This window comes from Pseudomonas sp. B21-053 (genome assembly GCF_026016365.1).
Classification (GTDB): Bacteria; Pseudomonadota; Gammaproteobacteria; order Pseudomonadales; family Pseudomonadaceae; genus Aquipseudomonas; species Aquipseudomonas nunensis.
In genome coordinates this window covers 1,978,899-1,997,767 of record NZ_CP087205.1, presented here as the reverse complement: position 1 = coordinate 1,997,767, position 18,869 = coordinate 1,978,899, and the positions used below count along the sequence as shown (strand labels likewise).

The 18,869-nt window shown below is 57.1% G+C and carries 17 protein-coding genes and 1 pseudogene; 8 read left to right on the top strand and 10 right to left on the bottom strand.

Features of this window, described 5'->3' with window-relative positions:
- Nucleotides 1-127: 127 nt before the first annotated feature.
- Genes LOY68_RS09165 through LOY68_RS09145 form a run of 5 tightly spaced genes read left to right on the top strand, consistent with a single transcriptional unit; the run spans nucleotide 128 to nucleotide 4,237 of the window.
- Complete coding sequence (locus tag LOY68_RS09165) at nucleotides 128-934, top strand: alkaline phosphatase family protein (protein ID WP_054615683.1); 807 nt, start codon at nucleotides 128-130, stop codon at nucleotides 932-934.
- Nucleotides 931-1,776, top strand: a complete 846-nt coding sequence (locus LOY68_RS09160; RefSeq protein ID WP_054049591.1) for an ABC transporter permease — start codon at nucleotides 931-933, stop codon at nucleotides 1,774-1,776. Before LOY68_RS09165 ends, LOY68_RS09160 begins: the two co-directional genes overlap by 4 nt.
- Complete coding sequence (locus LOY68_RS09155) at nucleotides 1,763-2,563, top strand: ABC transporter permease (protein WP_054049589.1); 801 nt, start codon at nucleotides 1,763-1,765, stop codon at nucleotides 2,561-2,563. Before LOY68_RS09160 ends, LOY68_RS09155 begins: the two co-directional genes overlap by 14 nt.
- The gene (locus tag LOY68_RS09150) at nucleotides 2,560-3,549 is read left to right on the top strand and encodes an ABC transporter ATP-binding protein (RefSeq protein ID WP_265044226.1); all 990 of its coding nucleotides are present in this window, start codon (nucleotides 2,560-2,562) and stop codon (nucleotides 3,547-3,549) included. Before LOY68_RS09155 ends, LOY68_RS09150 begins: the two co-directional genes overlap by 4 nt.
- A gap of 34 nt (nucleotides 3,550-3,583) precedes the next feature.
- Nucleotides 3,584-4,237: an HAD family hydrolase gene (locus LOY68_RS09145; protein WP_054049585.1), complete on the top strand. Its 654-nt coding sequence runs from the start codon at nucleotides 3,584-3,586 to the stop codon at nucleotides 4,235-4,237.
- Nucleotides 4,238-4,390: 153 nt separating this feature from the next.
- Here the strand turns inward: LOY68_RS09145 and LOY68_RS09140 are convergent, their stop codons facing one another.
- Nucleotides 4,391-5,353: a zinc-binding dehydrogenase gene (locus LOY68_RS09140; protein ID WP_265044225.1), complete on the bottom strand. Its 963-nt coding sequence runs from the start codon at nucleotides 5,351-5,353 to the stop codon at nucleotides 4,391-4,393.
- A gap of 140 nt (nucleotides 5,354-5,493) precedes the next feature.
- Here LOY68_RS09140 and LOY68_RS09135 point away from each other — a divergent pair, with 140 nt between their 5' ends.
- Entirely contained in the window at nucleotides 5,494-7,575 is a 2,082-nt protein-coding gene (locus LOY68_RS09135) for a carboxy terminal-processing peptidase (RefSeq protein ID WP_177332725.1), read from the top strand.
- Nucleotides 7,576-7,710: 135 nt separating this feature from the next.
- Nucleotides 7,711-9,501: a bifunctional diguanylate cyclase/phosphodiesterase gene (locus tag LOY68_RS09130; RefSeq protein WP_163909149.1), complete on the top strand. Its 1,791-nt coding sequence runs from the start codon at nucleotides 7,711-7,713 to the stop codon at nucleotides 9,499-9,501.
- A 138-nt stretch (nucleotides 9,502-9,639) separates the two neighbouring features.
- Here LOY68_RS09130 and LOY68_RS09125 read toward each other — a convergent pair.
- Together LOY68_RS09125 and LOY68_RS09120 are read right to left on the bottom strand one after the other, a co-directional pair.
- A pseudogene (locus LOY68_RS09125) lies at nucleotides 9,640-9,964 on the bottom strand (hypothetical protein).
- Nucleotides 9,965-10,434: 470 nt separating this feature from the next.
- Nucleotides 10,435-11,259, bottom strand: a complete 825-nt coding sequence (locus tag LOY68_RS09120; RefSeq protein ID WP_163909147.1) for a hypothetical protein — start codon at nucleotides 11,257-11,259, stop codon at nucleotides 10,435-10,437.
- A 425-nt stretch (nucleotides 11,260-11,684) separates the two neighbouring features.
- On the opposite strand from LOY68_RS09120, the gene LOY68_RS09115 reads away from it, so the two are divergent.
- Entirely contained in the window at nucleotides 11,685-12,815 is a 1,131-nt protein-coding gene (locus LOY68_RS09115; protein ID WP_265044224.1) for a PIN domain-containing protein, read from the top strand.
- A gap of 458 nt (nucleotides 12,816-13,273) precedes the next feature.
- Here LOY68_RS09115 and LOY68_RS09110 read toward each other — a convergent pair whose 3' ends face one another.
- From LOY68_RS09110 to LOY68_RS09080, 7 genes are all read right to left on the bottom strand, one after another.
- Nucleotides 13,274-14,314 (bottom strand): alpha/beta hydrolase family protein, encoded by a 1,041-nt coding sequence (locus LOY68_RS09110; protein WP_265044222.1) that lies wholly within the window; start codon nucleotides 14,312-14,314, stop codon nucleotides 13,274-13,276.
- 77 nt (nucleotides 14,315-14,391) lie between these two features.
- Nucleotides 14,392-15,936, bottom strand: a complete 1,545-nt coding sequence (locus tag LOY68_RS09105; protein ID WP_265044221.1) for a class I SAM-dependent methyltransferase — start codon at nucleotides 15,934-15,936, stop codon at nucleotides 14,392-14,394.
- A gap of 146 nt (nucleotides 15,937-16,082) precedes the next feature.
- On the bottom strand, nucleotides 16,083-16,490 hold the full coding sequence (locus LOY68_RS09100; protein WP_054049564.1) for a sel1 repeat family protein: 408 nt from the start codon (nucleotides 16,488-16,490) through the stop codon (nucleotides 16,083-16,085).
- Entirely contained in the window at nucleotides 16,491-16,862 is a 372-nt protein-coding gene (locus LOY68_RS09095; protein WP_003223109.1) for a hypothetical protein, read from the bottom strand.
- Nucleotides 16,859-17,200: a helix-turn-helix domain-containing protein gene (locus tag LOY68_RS09090; RefSeq protein WP_054049562.1), complete on the bottom strand. Its 342-nt coding sequence runs from the start codon at nucleotides 17,198-17,200 to the stop codon at nucleotides 16,859-16,861. The genes LOY68_RS09095 and LOY68_RS09090 overlap by 4 nt, the downstream gene beginning before the upstream one ends.
- Nucleotides 17,201-17,304: 104 nt before the next feature.
- A complete protein-coding gene (locus LOY68_RS09085; RefSeq protein WP_054049560.1) occupies nucleotides 17,305-17,769 on the bottom strand; it encodes a YkvA family protein in 465 nt (154 codons plus the stop codon).
- Nucleotides 17,770-18,065: 296 nt separating this feature from the next.
- The gene (locus LOY68_RS09080) at nucleotides 18,066-18,779 is read right to left on the bottom strand and encodes an FKBP-type peptidyl-prolyl cis-trans isomerase (protein ID WP_054049558.1); all 714 of its coding nucleotides are present in this window, start codon (nucleotides 18,777-18,779) and stop codon (nucleotides 18,066-18,068) included.
- Between the last annotated feature and the right edge of the window lie 90 nt (nucleotides 18,780-18,869).

The following is an 18,869-nucleotide window of genomic DNA, read 5'->3' as shown; positions in this document are numbered from 1 at the left end:
GCCTGCTCGCGAAAGCGGACTTACATTCAACATATGTGTTGACTGGTATACCGCCTTCGCGAGCAGGCTCGCTCCCACAGTGGGCCGAGTGAATTTCGAATTACTGTTTTGCGGAGTCATCGCCCCTATGAAGCACAACGTCATCCTTGTCGTGCTCGACGGTCTCAACTACGAGGTCGCGCGCCACGCCATGGGGCACCTGCAGGCTTACGTTGGCGCAGGACGCGCGGCGCTCTACAAACTGGAATGCGAACTGCCGGCCCTGTCCCGACCGCTGTATGAATGCATCCTGACCGGTGTTGCGCCGATCGACAGTGGCATCGTCCACAACGGCGTCTCGCGCCTGTCCAACCAGCGCAGCATCTACCACTACGCCACCGACGCCGGCCTCACCACCGCCGCCGCGGCTTATCACTGGGTCAGCGAGTTGTACAACCGTTCGCCGTTCGTGGCGGCCCGGGATCGCCACACCAACGACCCGACATTGCCGATCCAGCACGGGCACTTCTACTGGAGCGATCACTACCCCGATTCGCACCTGTTCGCCGACGCGGAAAACCTGCGCCTGCGGCATGCACCAAACTTTCTGTTGATCCACCCCATGAACATCGACGACGCCGGGCACAAGCACGGCCTCGACACCCCGCAATACCGCAACAGCGCGCGCTTCGCCGACATCTACCTCGCGGATTACCTGCAAGGCTGGCTCGATGCCGGCTACCAGGTGCTGGTGACCGCCGACCACGGCATGAACAACGACCGCTCGCATAACGGCCTGCTTCCGGAAGAACGCGAAGTGCCGCTGTTCGTCCTCGGCGACGCCTTCAGCTTCAACGCCGGCGCCACGCCGAAACAGACCGAAATCTGCGGCACCGTCTGCGAACTGCTGGGTGTGGCCCACGACAAACCTGTGTGCCGGGAGCTGCTCAAGTGAATTCCATCTCTCGCGGCAAATGGCTGGCAGCCTTATGCCTGGTGCCCTTCGCACTGTTCTTTATCGTGTTCGAAATCGCCCCGCTGGTCTGGGTGATGATCAACAGCCTGCAATCCGAAGAGTTCGGTTGGGGCGTCGAAAACTTCACCAAGATCTTCAGTTCGAAGTTCTACTTGCAGGCGATCCAGTACAGCCTCGAGATCAGTTTCTGGTCCAGCGTGTTCGGGATCATCATCGCGGTGCTGGGCGCCTATTCCCTGCGCCGGGTCGACTCGAAACTGCGCAACTTCGTGAATGCGTTCGCCAACATGACCAGCAACTTTGCCGGCGTGCCGTTGGCCTTCGCCTTCATCATTCTGCTGGGCTTCAACGGCAGCTTCACGATCATGCTGAAACAGGCCGGGATTATTCAGGACTTCAACCTGTACTCGAAAACCGGGCTGATCATTCTTTACACCTACTTCCAGATTCCTTTGGGCGTGCTGCTGCTCTACCCGGCCTTCGATGCATTGCGTGAAGACTGGCGTGAGTCCGCCGAACTGCTCGGCGCCAACGGCTGGCAGTTCTGGCGCCACATCGGTTTGCCGGTGTTGACCCCGGCGCTGCTCGGCACCTTCGTGATCCTGCTGGCCAACGCCCTCGGCGCCTACGCCACGGTGTATGCCCTGACCACCGGCAACTTCAACGTGCTGCCGATCCGCATCGCGGCGATGGTCTCCGGCGATATTTCCCTCGATCCGAACCTGGCCAGTGCGCTGGCCGTGGTGCTGGTGGCGTTGATGACCTTGGTGACCATCGTGCATCAGCTGCTGTTGAAGAGGAGCTACCATGTCTCGCGCTGAATTAGGGCCTGTCGGTGTCTACCACCGGGTCGTGGTGTATTTGCTGTTCGCCATCCTGTTGCTGCCGCTGGCCGGGACGCTGATCTACTCGATCGCCAGCAGTTGGTCGGCGACGATTCTGCCCAGCGGCTTCACCTTCAAATGGTACGTGCAACTGTGGAGCGATCCGCGCTTCCTGCATGCATTCGGACAGTCGTTGCTGGTGTGTGTCGGCGCGCTGATTCTGTCGGTGGTGCTGATTCTGCCGCTGCTGTTTGTGGTGCATTACCACTTCCCGAAACTCGACGCCTTGATGAACATCCTGATCCTGCTGCCTTTCGCGGTGCCGCCGGTGGTGTCGTCGGTGGGGCTGCTGCAACTCTACGGTTCCGGGCCGTTTGCAATGGTCGGCACGCCTTGGATCCTGATCGGTTGCTACTTCACCGTGGCGCTGCCGTTCATGTACCGGGCGATCACCAACAACCTGCAAGCGATCAACCTGCGCGACCTGATGGACGCCGCCCAACTGCTCGGTGCCAGCACCTTTCAAGCGGCGTTCCTGGTGGTGCTGCCGAACTTGCGCAAAGGCTTGATGGTGGCGTTGCTGCTGTCGTTCTCGTTCCTGTTCGGCGAGTTCGTGTTCGCCAACATCCTGGTCGGCACGCGCTACGAAACCCTGCAGGTCTACCTCAACAACATGCGTAACAGCAGCGGCCATTTCACCAGTGCGCTGGTGATTTCCTACTTCTTCTTTGTGCTGGTTCTGACCTGGGCGGCCAATATCTTGAACAAGGACAAAAGCGAATGAGCTATGTCAGCGTCCAACACCTGCAAAAAAACTACGCAGGCACCACGGTGTTCAGCGACATCAACTGCGAAATCCAGAAGGGCGAATTCGTCACCCTCCTCGGCCCGTCCGGTTGCGGCAAGTCCACGCTGCTGCGCTGCATCGCCGGGCTGACTTCGGTGGATGGCGGCAAGATCCTGCTGGATGGCGTCGACATCGTGCCATTGAGCCCGCAGAAACGCGGGATCGGCATGGTGTTCCAGAGCTACGCACTGTTCCCGAACATGACCGTGGAGCAGAACGTCGCCTTCGGCTTGCGCATGCAGAAGGTCAACGCCGACGACAGCCAGAAGCGCGTCGCCGAAGTGTTGAAACTGGTGGAGCTGAACGACTTCGCCGGCCGCTATCCGCATCAAATGTCCGGCGGTCAATGCCAGCGCGTGGCCCTGGCCCGCTCGCTGGTCACCCGCCCACGCTTGTTGCTACTGGATGAACCGCTGTCGGCCCTGGACGCTCGGATTCGCAAGCACCTGCGCGAACAGATCCGTGCGATCCAGCGCGAACTCGGCCTGACCACGATCTTCGTCACACACGATCAGGAAGAAGCCCTGACCATGTCTGACCGCATTTTCCTGATGAATCAGGGAAAGATCGTACAAAGCGGCGATGCCGAAACTCTCTACACCGCGCCGGTGGATGTGTTCGCTGCCGGTTTCATCGGCAACTACAACCTGCTGGACGCCGATGCCGCCTCGAAGCTGCTGCAACGGCCGATCAACCACCGCATTGCGATTCGCCCGGAGGCCATCGAACTGAGCCTCAACGGCGAACTCGACGCGCAGATCCGCAGCCACAGCCTGTTGGGCAACGTGATTCGCTACCGGGTCGAGGCCCGTGGTGTGGAATTGGTGGTGGATGTGCTCAACCGCTCGGCGGCCGATCTGCACCCCGATGGTCAGCGCCTGGCGCTTTCCATCGATCCGACGGCCCTGTGTGAGGTAGCCTGATGCCTTTGCTGATGTTGAAGAGAGAACTGCACTGATGGCCCTGGCAATTTTTGATCTGGACGAAACCCTGATCCACGGCGACTGCGCCACCCTCTGGAGCGAACAGATGGGCCGGCTGGGCTGGGTCGATCCCGAATCGTTCATGCGGCAGAACAACGAACTGATGGACGCCTATAGCCACGGCAAACTGCGCATGGAGGACTACATGACCTTCAGCCTGGAGCCGATGATCGGGCGCACGCCGGAAGAGGTCGATCACCTGGTCGGCCCGTGGGTGGAAGATTTCATTGAGCCGATTATTTTCAGCGACGCCACCAAAACCATCGCCGCCCATCGCAAGGCTGGGGATCGAATTCTGGTGATCTCGGCGTCGGGCACGCACCTGGTGCGGCCGATTGCCGATCGCCTGGGGATCGACGAGATCCTCGGCATCGAACTGGAAGTGGCGCATGGGGTTTACAGCGGGCACACGGTCGGCACCCTGACCTACCGCGAAGGCAAAATCACCCGATTGCTGGAATGGCTGGATGCGGAAGAGGAAAACCTTGAAGGCGCGAGCTTTTATTCCGACTCACGCAACGACTTGCCGTTGTTGCTGAAAGTGGATTTCCCGCACGTGGTGAACCCGGATCCAGTGTTGCTGGAACACGCCCAGAAGGCCGGCTGGCCGATCCATCTCTGGAAGTAACACATAACCCATGTGGGAGCGGGCTTGCTCGCGAAGAGGCCGTGTCAGTCGCTATCAATGTTGACTGACACACCGCCTTCGCGAGCAAGCCCGCTCCCACAGGAATCGCGCTGAACCTGTGGGAGCGAGCTTGCTCGCGATGCGTTTAAAGCCTCAAACCAGACTTTCGTCGATCACCAACACCAACTTCCCTGCCACAGTATTGCTCGCCAACTCCGCAAACGCCGCTTCGGCATCCTTGATCTTGAACGTCTTGGCCAATTGCGGCTTCAACCGCCCTTCTGCAAACAACGGCCACACATGCTGGCTCAGATCACTGAACACATCTGCCTTGAACTGATCGTCACGGCTGCGCAACGTCGAGCCCAGCAGTTGCACACGCTTGCCCAACACCTGCGCCAGATCCAGCTTCGCCTCGCGGCCGCCCATCAGACCGATCAGCACCCAGCGACCATCCAGCGCCGTCAACTTGAGATTCAGCGCAGCGTAATTGCCGCCCACCGGATCCAGGATCACATCGAACGGCCCCAGATCGCTCAAGCTCTCCAGACCCCCGGTGCGCACCACCCCGCCCTGGGCTCCCAGAGCTTCGCAGTAGGCCAAACGCTCGGCAGACCCGACGCTCACCCAGCACGGGTTGCCGAACGCCTTGCACAACTGAATGGCGGCTGAACCGATTCCACTTGCCCCGGCGTGCAGCAGAACTTTCTCACCGGGTTTGAGGCCGGCCAGATGAAATAAATTTAACCAAACAGTCGCATACACTTCGGGCAACGCTGCCGCCTCGGCCAACGACAAACCTTCAGGCACCGGCAGCACATGCCGTCCGTCGACAACCACTTCTTCGGCCATCCCGCCCCCGGCCAGCAAGGCGCAAACCCTGTCTCCCAGCTGCCAGGACGAGCCCGCGCCGACCTCGCTGATCACCCCCGAACACTCTAGACCGAGCACCTGACTGGCTCCCGGCGGGGGCGGATAAAGGCCTGCCTTCTGTAACAAATCAGCGCGATTGAGACCCGCCGCCGCCACTCGGATGCGAACTTGTCCTACATCACAGGTTGGACTCGGCTCTTCAACCCACTCCACTTGACCGTCAACGCCTTGCAATGCTTTCACAGTGCCTCCATAGTGAGTCTGGACTGAGCCCGTAGCGGTAGCGCCGGGCTTTCTTGCATTATGTGACCGGCCCTTTGTGGAACCGGCGACTTCAAAGACGGCCTAATATGCGTGATCAATTGTCCCCGCGTCGAATCAGCATGAAGCAACTGTTTCCCAGCACCGCCCTAGCCCTATTTATTGGTATCGGCCTTTTGCCGATGTCGAGCAATTCGTTTGCAGCCAATAGCTGGGACAACCTTCAGCCTGATCGTGACGAAGTTATCGCCAGCCTGAACGTCGTCGAGCTGCTCAAGCGCCACCACTACAGCAAGCCGCCGCTCGATGATGCGCGCTCCGTGATCATCTACGACAGCTACCTCAAGCTGCTGGATCCATCGCGCAGCTACTTCATGGCCAGCGACATTGCCGAATTCGACAAGTGGAAAACCCAGTTTGACGACTTCCTCAAAAGCGGCGACCTGAACGCCGGGTTCACCATCTACAAGCGCTACCTGGACCGCGTCAAAGCGCGTCTGGACTTCGCCCTTGCAGAGCTGAACAAAGGCGTCGACAAGATCGACTTCACCGCCAAGGAAACCTTGCTGATCGATCGCAAGGATGCCCCGTGGCTCAAGTCCACCGCCGAGCTCGACGACCTGTGGCGCAAACGCGTCAAGGACGAAGTCTTGCGGATGAAGATCGCCGGCAAGGATTCCAAGCAGATCCAGGAAACCCTGACCAAGCGCTACAAGAATCAGTTGTCGCGTCTGGACCAGACCCGTCCGGAAGACATCTTCCAGGCGTACATCAACACCTTCGCCATGTCCTACGACCCGCACACCAACTATCTGTCGCCGGATAACGCGGAAAACTTCGACATCAACATGAGCCTGTCCCTCGAGGGCATCGGCGCCGTGTTGCAGAGCGATAACGACCAAGTGAAAGTCGTGCGTCTGGTGCCTGCCGGCCCGGCCGACAAGACCAAAATGGTAGCCCCGGCCGACAAGATCATCGGCGTGGCCCAGGCCAACAAAGAGATGGTCGACGTGGTCGGCTGGCGCCTGGACGAAGTGGTCAAGCTGATCCGTGGGCCGAAAGGCACCGTGGTGCGCCTGGAAGTGATTCCGGCCAGCAATGCGCCAAACGACCAGACCAGCAAAATCGTGCCGATCACCCGTGAAGCGGTGAAGCTTGAAGATCAGGCTGTGAAAAAGTCGGTCCTCAACCTGAAACAGGACGGCAAGGACTACAAGCTCGGCGTCATCGAGATCCCGGCCTTCTACCTGGACTTCAAGGCATTCCGTGCTGGCGATCCGGACTACAAGAGCACCACTCGCGACGTCAAGAAACTGCTGACCGAGTTGCAGAAAGACAAAGTTGACGGCGTAGTCATCGACTTGCGTAACAACGGCGGCGGTTCCTTGCAGGAAGCCACCGAGCTGACCAGTCTGTTCATCGACAAAGGTCCGACCGTACTCGTGCGTAACGCCGACGGCCGGGTCGATGTGCTGGAAGATGAAAACCCGGGCGCGTTCTACAAAGGCCCGATGGCGTTGCTGGTCAACCGCTTGTCCGCCTCGGCTTCGGAGATCTTCGCCGGCGCCATGCAGGACTATCACCGTGCACTGATCATCGGCGGCCAGACCTTCGGTAAAGGCACCGTGCAGACCATTCAGCCGCTGAACCATGGCGAACTGAAACTGACACTGGCCAAGTTCTACCGGGTTTCCGGCCAGAGCACCCAGCATCAGGGCGTACTGCCGGATGTGGATTTCCCGTCGATCATCGACACCAAGGAAATCGGCGAGAGCGCCCTGCCGGAAGCCATGCCGTGGGACACCATCAAGGCCTCGATCAAACCGGCGACCGACCCGTTCAAGCCGTACATCGCCGAGCTCAAATCCGAGCATGACGTACGTTCGGCCAAAGACGCGGAGTTCGTGTTCATCCGCGACAAGCTGGCTCTGGCCCAGAAGCTGATGGAAGAAAAAACCGTCAGCCTCAACGAAGCCGATCGTCGCAAGCAACATGCCGACATCGAAGCCAAGCAACTGGTCATGGAAAACATCCGTCGCAAAGCCAAGGGCGAAGAACCGCTCAAAGAGCTGAAGAAAGAAGACGAAGATGCGATCGCGGCCGAGCCGGACAAAATCAAACCGGAAGACGATGCCTACCTGAGCGAAACCGGGCGGGTGTTGCTGGATTACCTGAAACTGAGTAACCAGGTAGCCAAGCACTAAGATGATGGCAATTTAATGCTGACGCTCTCCGGAGCGTCATCAAACAGTCATCATTCTGTCGTGAAATACAGGACTGGGAGCGCCTCTTGAATCAAGAGTCCGCTCCCAGTCCTTTTTTTATCGCCAGAGAACGCCATGACCACGACCGAACAGCTGAGTGCCTTGAGTTCAATACTGGCTCAAAGCGGTTTGCACAGTCTGTTCCAGCCAATCATCTCCCTCTCTGAACGACGAATCGTCGGCTACGAAGCCCTCAGCCGTGGCCCCTCCAACAGCCCACTGCACTCCCCCATCGCCTTGTTCGCCGTGGCCCGTCAGGCCGGGCGCCTCAGTGAGCTGGAAATCGCCTGCCGCCAAAGCGCCTGCCGCCGATTTAATGAACAGCAACTGCCGGGCAAGTTGTTCCTCAACGTGTCGCCGGAATCCCTGCTCGAAACCTCGCACCAACCGGGCCGCACCCTGCAACTGCTACAGGACTTCGGCATCCCGCCAAGTCAGGTGGTGATCGAACTCACCGAACAAACCCCGACCGATGATTTCCAACTCCTGCAAAACGCCCTGCATCACTACCGGGCGATGGGGTTTTCGATTGCACTGGACGATCTCGGCGCCGGTTATTCGAGTTTGCGGCTGTGGTCCGAGCTGCGGCCGGACTACGTCAAAATTGACCGGCACTTCATCGACGGCATCCACCAGGACGCGCTCAAACGCGAATTCGTCGGCTCGATCCTGCAAATCGCCAAGGCCTCCCGCGCGCTAGTGATCGCCGAAGGCATCGAGTTGCCGGAAGAACTCGCGATACTGACGGAAATGGGCGTCGACCTGGTGCAAGGCTATCTGCTCTGCCGCCCCCAGGAACATCCGCCACGGGATGCACGGGCACTGATGCCCAAACAGGAAAGCACCGTGGTGGCGCTGAACGACGAAGGCAGCGACCTCAGCGCCCTGCTCAACGACCAACCCGCCGTCGCCCGCAACACCCCGACCGCGACCGTACTCGAAGCCTTCCGCCGCCAAGCCAACCTGAACTCACTGGCGGTGCTCGACGAACAAGGCCAGCCGTGTGGCATCGTCCACCGCCACTCGCTCTCCGACGCCCTGCTCAAGCCCTTTGCCACCGACCTCTTCGCCCGCAAACCCATCAGCCGACTGATGAACGACGACTTCCTCGCCGTCGAAATGAGCCAATCCCTGCAACAAGTCAGCCGCCTCATCACCAGCCGCGCCCGACAACGCATCGAAGAAGACTTCATCATCACCCTCAACGGCAGCTACCTCGGCCTCGGCCGCGTCATCGACGTACTCAAACTGATCACCGAACTCAAAATCCAACAAGCCCGCTACGCCAACCCGCTCACCCTGCTACCCGGCAACGTACCGATCCAACAATGCCTGACCCGCCTGCTGCAACAAGCGCGGGAATCGGTGATCTGCTACGTCGACATCGACAGCTTCAAACCCTTCAACGACATCTACGGATATGGCCGTGGGGACGAAGTCCTACTGTGTCTGGCGCAGTGTCTGAATGATCGCGTAGACCCTTCCCGCGACTTCGTCGGACATATCGGCGGGGATGACTTTTTGCTGGTGCTCGGGCCGGAGGATTGGCGCAAACGTTTGAACCAGTTGCTGGATGATTTTCATAGCCAGTGTCGTCGGTTCTATCGCGCTGAACATCTTGAGGCTGGGTGCTTCATCGCGCCGAATCGCCAGGGCGTAAGACAGGAATTCCCACTGCTTTCACTGTCCATCGGCGTGGTGCACCTCCATCCCGAAGCCTGTGGACAACTCGATGCGAGTCAATTGGCAGAGATGGCGTCACAAGCCAAACACCACGCGAAGAATGTGCCGGGGTATAGCGTGCATGTGATTGATAGCCTTGCGGTGCCTGGGCGAGAGGATGAACTGCTGATGGGACAGCGGTGATCGACCTAACGCATTCGCGGGCAAGCCTCGCTCCTACGGGGTTTAGCGTAATGCCCAATTTTTGCAACCAACACAAAACCCTGTAGGAGCGAGGCTTGCCCGCGAAGACGCCAGATCAAACACCCAAGACCTGTAAAACTATTCCGCCGAAGGCATAGCTCGCAACCGCCGCCCCAAAACACCCAACACATCACACCCATCCCGCAACGGAATGGCACACAGCAACGCAAAGTCACTGAGGATGAAGGACTCACACTCAATCGACCCACGCATGGACATGTTCTCCAGCACCTGAGTTACCGCGCGAATTCGATAGTTAGCCGTCATACAAAACATCAAGCGGCGCATGGGTATCGACGAACAAGGTAGGCATGTCGTCGCAATTGCTGGTGAGCGCCATGAAACGGCTTTTGGGGTGGGGCGTTGGTTTTTCGTAGGGTGGATCGGGATGTAGTGTTGGCATTTTTAGAACTCCAGGAAAAATAGGAGCTGCCAGATGCCTTCCTACAGGCATGGGTGGCAGCCATACGCGGGGTAGGAATATCGAGCCCCAGAGACACTCGACCACACCGAAGCGTGCCCGCGCACAGCCGCCGCGACGGATTTTACGGATGCAAGTCAGCAGCCGCAAATCAGAAGTCGACACTGATGCCGTCTTTGGGAGATTGAAGGGTTCCTACACCCTGTCACTGAACATTCAGCGACCACCAAAGCCTACCGATTGACTTCACCGCGCACCAGTTCACCAAAACCGCCGCAACTCGAAGGAAATTTCCGAAGACCTTGCCCGGAAATTTCGCTCAAGTAGAAGAGCAAACTGTGCGAGCAACTTCGCTACAGCCCTGCCCTATTTTTCCATTCGACGGGGGTGACCGTTTTCGGCCGAAAGCAGCCGTTTGCACCGCGAACGGACTAAAGGAGTATTTGTGGTATTTAAGATGGATTAATCGAGGGAGTAGTCGAAACACTCACGCGGAAACAGAACGCAGAACCAAATTCTATGGGGTCAGGGTATAGAAATTGCCGCATCTGAAATTTTGAAAACCTATCCAGAATCGTGGTCGCAGCAGTATCGCAATGACGTATAAGCTGATTGGCGAAATTATCGGCCTTGTCTGATGAGGCGTAGAGCAGCTTTACTCCGGGAGGGAGGGCGGTACCATCGAAGTACGTAGCACGACCAGCATTGATGTCAGCGTGTTTACCTAAGTCATGATCGGTGATGAGGCCGACGCGTTTATTGGCTTGACGTGCCAATACGGTATGACGACTTATCGCAAGATGCCACCCTAATAGCTCAGGGCTAATAGACGAATCCTCACTGGCGTCACAGATAAGGTATGACTCCACATGCATAGCACTGTCACTCGGGCCAAGTCGGGCAAGCTCGTTGGAAAAACAGTAAATTGAACAGACGCTTATGCGAATGCCACTCTTGCGCTCCTTGAGCGTGTTCGTGTCTACCGCCATAAGATAATCAAAGTGTTGCACCAACTCAGCCCACTGACTGGCTTCGTGCGTAAAGTCAGTCGCCGGGGCAGCATAGATCACCTTGTCTTGTTTACCTTCCCGCTCATGAGTTAGGCGTCTCTGGATGCTTGCAGGATCAATCTCGGGAATGCTAATCCGACCTTGGGCATCAATGGTGACGGTGAGCGAGGTTACGTTCTCAAGGACGCTGCCATACACCGCGTCAAGCCGTGGCATAGTCTGCTGAGCCTGCCGCTTTCGGTTTCTTTTACTTTGCTTTCCGCTCATGCCTACGCCCCTGTGATGACTGAAGCAGAATGCCATGTGCTCTGACTTCGAGACAAAGGAATTCATAGCGTCGCTGTGGGGTCGTCAGTCCCATGGCAACGGGTTGTCCGCTAGATATGTTGCCGTATTCCCTGAAACCACGCAGGGGTTACGTCTAGAGTGGCCAGCTCATCGGCGAAGATTGTGAACGCCTTCAGCACGGTAACAGGGGCTTAACTTAATCCGTATGCTACTGGCAGCTTTGGGTGGTTTTCTGCCGCTCACGACAGACTGCCTTCGTCCGAAAGCTACCTCTCATCAGGGGCCAAAACGACTAGATGCGAGTAACTGTGCGTGCCATGTCCGCAGCGTTAGAGGAAGATTCGCTTGTGCCTTTTGTCCCACATAGATAGCGTAGCGCTCTGTTATCTAATGCAGAGTTTTTGATGAAATTTCACTCCGTAGTCATTGATGCAAATTTTCTCATGCGCGACTATCCGCTACGCGGCAATGCACTGCAGAAAATGATAAAAACCAAGAGCTTCTATGCGCTGGAGATTTGCATCCCAGAAGTTGTTCGTGATGAATGCATCGGAAACTACGCTAAGGACATGGAAGTTGCTAGCAAAGAACTAATTGGACTGTCCGATAAACTTGATAGGCTAGGTTTGCAGGGGGTGTTGAGCAAAAATACTGTTGCCAAGAAGTTGGATTCATCACGTCAAAAATACACGCGCCGATTAGATGATTTTATTGCTGTTAACGGTGTGAAGTTACTTCCTTACCCTGCTGTCAGGCATAAGGATGTCGTGGAGAGAATGTATCAGCAAAAAAAGCCGTTTACGGATGTTGGGGTGCGGGAGAAAGGCTATAAGGATTTTTTGATCGTTGCATCTATTGAGGAGTACCTGAAGCGGGGCGTGCAAGATAACGTACTCCTCCTCACTGAAAATGTTGCAGATTTCGCTTGCGCTAAGGCATTGTCTAAGAAAGAGAATCCGTTGCTGCCGTTGGACGACCAGTATGGTTTGTCTAACGTATATGTGGCTCGTTCGGCGACGGTGCTGTTTAGTGCACTGAGTTCGAATATCGGGCAATCATGCAGCAGTGAAGTCATCAGCACATTCAATGAAAAATTGGTAAGAGCCGTTAGGGTGCGGCTTTCCGATGTGGACGCGGAACTATTGTTGGACATATTTGGAGCTTTTTTGGATGTGAATATCGAACAAGACACTATCCGCTGCGAAGTTATTGAAAGCCAGATCCAAATTGATGATGAGGTGGACATCATGGAGGCCAAGGGGATCATCAAGGTCTCCTTTCGGTGTACGTTCTCTGTGGATAACTTCGATGTGCAGTTTAAAATAGTGGACGATCAGTTCGTTTTTATGAAGCAGGTTAAAGATAGAGTTTTTCAAGAGCGCCTGCCTTGGCGCGGAGAGTGGTCGGAAAACTTTTCTAATGTGGAGTTCAGCAAGGAGTTCTTGTTCGAATACATTGATATTGACTATGTGGAAAATAATGAAGGTGTGACTCGGGAATTAGATATATTGTATCTTTCCGTCTCCAGATTGTAATTGCGCGGATTTGGAATCGAGTGATGTTTAAGGGTCGAGCTATATGATTTTGCATAGAACGCTCGCGTTTTTTTTGCAATAAAAATGATTCTTAAAGATAATTTCTCGGGTGCCGTTAGGGTCAAACACTCGCAATATGCGGAAAAAATTTCCTCCGCCGCTCCTTCATAACAGCGATGGTAGCTTCGGGCTTGCTTCACTTTAAAGCGAAAACGCTCGGGGCAGCTCGCTCATATCATACCCACGGGAAAGGTTTAGTCGGTAGTTGCTAGAGTCGGTTATCGGCTAGGAAGGATGCTGAATGTCCGCTTTTGGCCGATTGCTGCCTTCCGTAAATAGCGCAATCGCCCCCAAAGCGGTCATTCCCAGACAGCTTTAGTTAGCAGCTAACGCCGAAGTTACGGCAGTGACCGTGGCGACCATCGATAATCCCTGAGTGCCCGTAGGTAATAAACTCGTTATCTTTGCCCCCGAGAAGACTGCGCCAGAAACTCATCAATCAACGAAATAACCTGCCCCTGAATCACCTCCCGCGCTCTCCCACCCTCCCCATCCCCACAAATAATCCCATCCCCAGGCACATCCTCTTCAAGCATCCTCACCGCCCCAGGCTTACACACCGCCATAAAACTAAAGTGACTAGCATCACTAACCTCAACATAGCGCGTCGACGCTTGCGGCAGACGCTTAACCAAATCAGCAGACTCCAACTGCGCGGGAAGCTCTTCAGACGGCACACCCGCCGCAATCACCAACGTCGGCACCGGCAACTTCGCGAGACTTTCATCAGTCATCCCACGCGATAACCCCAAGTCCAATGAAACAACGGCAGTAACACGTTTATCTCGCAGATCAGCAGCCAACCGGGCCGTCGATGCCGGAGTGCTCGCGGGGTTCATCGCTTGGTAGGCGGTGCAACTGGCCAACTTCGAATGGTCAATGCAGTCCTTGGCAAACCGATCAGGATCAAACCGTGCCCCGGCGATTTCCATGACGGTCCACCCGCCAAGCGAATGCCCCACAGCCGCAATTCGATGCTTGGCGACCACACCAAATTTTTCCGGCTGAGCCGTGACTGCGTCGATAGCCCGACTGAGGTCGGCGGGTCGTTGCCATAGTTGTGCGGCGGCTTGGGGGTTGCGGTCTCGGCTGGTGGTGCCGGGGTGGTTGACTGCCGCGACGATGTAACCCTTGTGGGCGAGTGCGCTGGCCAGCCATGTCTGGTTGATCCAACTACCGCCGTTACCGTGGGAGATCACCACTAATGGGTGTTCGCCAGCAGTCGGTGGGGCGTTGGGCACAGCGAGGGCGCCGACGAATACGGGATTGTCGCCGAACAGTTGCGGGGTGGCGGTGCTTGCAGTGGGGTACCAGACGACCATCTCCACCGGCCGTTGGTTTTGCGGGTCTGGCAGCGTGGAGGCCTGGAAGCCGACGGAGTCAGCGAGTGCGCTGGTGGTCAGGCAAACCAATAACAGGGCGCCGATAGCTGTTTTCACTATTTTTATCTTCCTTGATTGGATTTAACTCATTAACACCTGACATCCGCTGTCAGGTGCATCAATGACTCTGTGGGTTAAATGATGCCCAACGCCTTGAGTATCACCAGCGATTTCCCGGCAAACGCTTCAGCCTGTTCGGTCAGTTCGGCAATATTTTCTTCAGCCGTGGTCAGCGCTTTACCGTCCTTGAGCAGACCTTCGCCATGTTCGTTGATGACGTTCCAGGCCAGTTGCGCCCATTCCGCAGGGTGTTTTTTGCCTTGTTTGATTGATATCAGGAACAGCTGCTGGAAGCGGCTGATCGGCACGCCGCCACCCGTTACCGGACTGGCCAGGACCTGGATTTTGTTGCTGAGCAGCGAGCGTTTGCAGAGCTGCAAGTTGAGGGTGCTGCAGCGTGCCTGTACCAGCTTCTCGGCCGCTTCGCTCTGGCACGGTGCCGCTGCGTTCATCCCTACCAGTACGGTGATGGCCTGCACCAGATCGTCGTAAGACATCGAGGGCACGGCCCCTGATAACTGGCGCAACGTTTTGGGCATATAGCCGCTGGCCGCCAGCGCTTCGAGTACGGGGCCATATACTTCTGCCTGTAGCGACGCTTCGCCTGCCGGCCCCTTGATGGTATCGGAGACACTGTCTGCCGCCTGCAGCAGGACAAAACGTGTATTGAACATGCCTTGGCGCTGTTCCGAAGCGGACAGTCGGTTGGCACCGCGCACGTACACATCTCGACGGAAATTCTGATTGACGAAGTAGTCACGCGCTTGTTCGCGCACGATCGGATGATCGATGCCCTCCAGAAAGTCCATGCCTTCTGCACTCAAGTTGAGCGGATCGACCGTATCCAGTGGCACGGCCGTCGTGGCGAAGTCGAGTTTGGCCGGCGCCAGGGCTTCGACCACGTCGGTGAAGTACATGCAGTTCCAGTCGCGGTTGAAGTATTCGTGGGCGACGTACTGCCGATCCTGGCCTTTGATGCTCTGCAACTTGGTGTTCAGGTTCGGGGCCGAGGCGGCGTAGTTAGGGTTGGCCGCCAGCAGCGCTTCGGAGAATTGCAATGCGGCGTCTATGCGCTGGTCCGGGCTTTCGGAACGGTTTGTCCCAAAGCGGTCGTGCAGGCTGAACAGATGACGCAATGGCGCCAAAGGCGACCAGCCGGGGAAGCAGTTGTAGCTGATGTACAGCAGACCACCTGGCTTGAGGTGACGACGGGCGAATTCGACGATCAATTTTTGATTGTCGCGACTGACCCACGTCCAGATGCCATGCAGGCTGATGCTGTCGAATTGCGGCAAATCATGACGGGCCAGCAGTTGCTCGAAGCTGTCGTCATACAGTTGCGCATCGCTGCCCCAGGCAGTCGCAAGCGCATTGGCATGAGCCGCCTGGCCCGGATGGAAGTCAGTGCCTACCCAGGACCCTGGATTGGCTGCGGCATGGATATTGATCGAGACGCCCTGCCCGAAGCCCAACTCGCAGTGATAGCCCTCGGTTGTCTCCAGGCTGGCAAAACCACGCAACAACAAGCAATAGCGCAGGAAGACTGGATTGATTTCACGGCTGTAGCTGTAGGTGTAGCCTTCGTCGGTGAAATACCCTTCATTCCAGGCATTGCTCATGCTCGTATCCTTTTACTTCGAGAGGGAAAGTTGCCTTTATAAGGGGTAGTCATTGCGTGCGACAAGCGTAAAGACGCGGGCGGGTATTTTTCGTGAACGATCGTAGGATTCACCCCGCCGCGTCTGCTTATTGATCAATCGGCGGATCACTGCGAATCGCTATCGCTCGGCAACCCTTTCAATTTGATCTCAGCCAACGGATGTCCAGCCTTCAGCGCAATCCGCCAGAATCGCGCCGCTTCCACCGGGTCCGGCGCTTTGCTCGGCGTGCCCGCCAAACTGATCACGCCAATCTGATACGCCGCTTTGCCATCCCCCGCCAACGCCGCCAGGCGCAGTAATCGCACGCCTTCCTCGCGAGCACCAAGGCCAACGCCGCGAAAGGTCAGGATGTGGCCGTAGAAGCTTTGCGCGCCGACGTCGCCGAGGTTGGCCATACGGGCGAATTGGCCTTCGAGCCATTTCCAGCCTCGGGGCTGTCGCACGAACCATGACCAGTGAAACAGCCTACGGGCCAGTCGGTAACCGGCCCACGCCTTGAGTCGTAAAAACACTCAAGCCTCCGCGGATTCGGGGTACTCGTATTCGAACACCCGCACCACTTCCGAGGCATGCCAAGAAGCAGCGGCGACACCGTCGGATGGGCCGGAGAAGCGCCCCAGGCGTTCGACGCATTCGAAGAAGCCGGTGCGCGGCAGGCGGCTCGCGCCCTGGCTGATCACCAGTGAGCTGCGCAGGGGCTGCTCGGCTTTAGCGTCGAGTGCGGCGAGGTGTTCAAGGGCAGCGGTGAGGGTTTGCATGGCCGGTGTGGGCAATTGCAAACGCTCGAGCAGTGCTCGGTAGGTCAGTAGATGGCGCTGGCGGCGCGCCTGGTCCAACTCGCCCAATAACCCGTCCCAATGTTGACGACTGATGCGTACGCTCACGATTCATCCCTCCACCCTGGCACCGTCAATTCCCAGGCCAGGCTGCGGCGAATCGCAGCGTCGGGTAGACGCTCGCCACTTTCGATCAAGGCCAGATAAGACGGGCTGATGCCTACCGTGCGGGCGAGCGCCTCAATGGCGATGCCCTTCCCTTCGCGCAAACTGCGGAGTTGATCCAGACCCGGAAGAATCTGGTCTGGTGTTGCCGTCGGACGCTCTGGAGCGGCCCGCGGCGGTTGTGGATCGATGCCTGCTGCTTTCAGTAGAGCCTGATACTGAGCCCATGGCAAAACCGCATATTCGGGCTCGCCTTCGCGTGTGATTATCTGAATATCCATGACTTCCCCGTAGGACAACGACACTTAGCGAGTCGGCACTTTTCCCTTGAAGTGTAATCCTAACAGCGGCCAAGGTCGCGGGGGCATCAATCTATGGACGAAACTCAATCAATCCGGTCTTTTTTTGGCGCTTGGAGCTGAAGTTGTTCCGGGGTATCGGGCAGTCGTTCGACCACCGCGAGCTTCTCCGGCAACTGCCGATTGCGCCAGGCGCGGAAGGCGTTGAGTTCGTCGTCGAGGGTTTTCATCACCCAGGCCAGCACGGCGATGTCGTCGAGCATGCCGAACACCGGGATAAAATCCGGGATGGCGTCGAGTGGACTGAGGAAGTACATCAGGCCAGCCACGACGGTCAGGATCGATTTGCGGCTGATGGCCCGATACTCGCCACGCCAGTAGGCCAGGCACAGGGCCTGCAACAGGCGCAGGTCGTCCTTGAGTTTGCCTAGGCGACCACCTTCGCTGGCGCCTTTGCTGGCCACGGCGAACAGCAGGGTCGGCAGGCGACCTCGGGCGAGAAGGCGTCCGGCCAATGGCAGGAAACGAGCGAAATTCCAGGGTGCTTTCATCTTTTCCTCCCGCTGAAATGTTATCCACACAAATTGTGGATAACCTTGTGAACAGAGCTGCATTTCACGGCTGAGAGCCCCGTTTTATAAGGGCTCAACTCAGATCGGGCGTTTTTTACTCACATAAAAAAACCCAAGATTTCATTGACTTGGCGGTCCGGTGCGGCTAGCCCAAGCGCTCACACTGGCTATGACTCCAGCCTACAGCATCCGTTCGCTTTCTTTGTGCTTTGCCAAATGCCAGATACAACAACGCCCCGCTGAATGCGAGGCGTTGTTTTTGTAGCAGACGTCGATTACTTGGCGGCGTCTTGTTTCGCTGGATCTTTGATTGCCAGCAGTTCCAGGTCGAATACCAGCACCGAGTTGGCCGGGATTGCCGGGCTTGGGCTTTGCGCGCCGTAAGCCAGGTCGCTAGGAATGAACAGCTTGTACTTCTCGCCGACGTGCATCAGTTGCAGGCCTTCGACCCAACCCGGGATCACACCGCTGACCGGCAGATCAATCGGGCTACCGCGATCAACCGAGCTGTCAAAGGTAGTGCCGTTGGTCAACTTGCCGGTGTAGTGAACAGTCACTACGTCGGTCGGCTTAGGCTGAGGGCCGTCGGCTTTTTTCACGACTTCATATTGCAGACCGGATGCAGTGGTCACTACACCGGCTTTCTTGGCGTTGTCTTCGAGGAATTTCTTGCCAGCGGCTGCCGACTCTTCGCTCATTTTCGCCATGCGTTCTTCTGCACGCTTTTGCAGTGCTGCGAAGGCCTCGACCAGTTCGTCGTCCTTCAGCTTTTGTTCTTTCTTGCCGACGGCATCTTCGATGCCTTGGGCTACGGCCTTGGAATCCAGATCATCCATGCCTTCCTGAGCCAGGCTCTTGCCCATGTTCAGGCCAATCCCGTAGGAAGCTTTTTGCGCCGGGGTTTTCAGCTCTACGCTGGTCTGCGAATCACAACCCGCAAGTACCAGGCTTACCAGGGCCACCGCCGCCGCCAACCGATGCTGTTTCATGCTATTTCCTTGTTCATGCGCCTAAAGGGCAATCGAATAAAGCCGCGAGCTTATCAGGCGGCCACGACCAATGGCTACCGGCATGAGAGC

Excerpts from the sequence above, each read along its gene's own strand:
- LOY68_RS09115 (WP_265044224.1), top strand. The coding sequence starts at position 11,685 with ATGAAATTTCACTCCGTAGTCATTGATGCAAATTTTCTCATGCGCGAC.
- LOY68_RS09130 (WP_163909149.1), top strand. The coding sequence starts at position 7,711 with ATGACCACGACCGAACAGCTGAGTGCCTTGAGTTCAATACTGGCTCAA.
- LOY68_RS09085 (WP_054049560.1), bottom strand. The coding sequence starts at position 17,769 with ATGAAAGCACCCTGGAATTTCGCTCGTTTCCTGCCATTGGCCGGACGC.
- LOY68_RS09105 (WP_265044221.1), bottom strand. The coding sequence starts at position 15,936 with ATGAGCAATGCCTGGAATGAAGGGTATTTCACCGACGAAGGCTACACC.
- LOY68_RS09145 (WP_054049585.1), top strand. The coding sequence starts at position 3,584 with ATGGCCCTGGCAATTTTTGATCTGGACGAAACCCTGATCCACGGCGAC.
- LOY68_RS09165 (WP_054615683.1), top strand. The coding sequence starts at position 128 with ATGAAGCACAACGTCATCCTTGTCGTGCTCGACGGTCTCAACTACGAG.
- LOY68_RS09150 (WP_265044226.1), top strand. The coding sequence starts at position 2,560 with ATGAGCTATGTCAGCGTCCAACACCTGCAAAAAAACTACGCAGGCACC.
- LOY68_RS09155 (WP_054049589.1), top strand. The coding sequence starts at position 1,763 with ATGTCTCGCGCTGAATTAGGGCCTGTCGGTGTCTACCACCGGGTCGTG.
- LOY68_RS09090 (WP_054049562.1), bottom strand. The coding sequence starts at position 17,200 with ATGGATATTCAGATAATCACACGCGAAGGCGAGCCCGAATATGCGGTT.
- LOY68_RS09135 (WP_177332725.1), top strand. The coding sequence starts at position 5,494 with ATGAAGCAACTGTTTCCCAGCACCGCCCTAGCCCTATTTATTGGTATC.
- LOY68_RS09120 (WP_163909147.1), bottom strand. The coding sequence starts at position 11,259 with ATGAGCGGAAAGCAAAGTAAAAGAAACCGAAAGCGGCAGGCTCAGCAG.
- LOY68_RS09080 (WP_054049558.1), bottom strand. The coding sequence starts at position 18,779 with ATGAAACAGCATCGGTTGGCGGCGGCGGTGGCCCTGGTAAGCCTGGTA.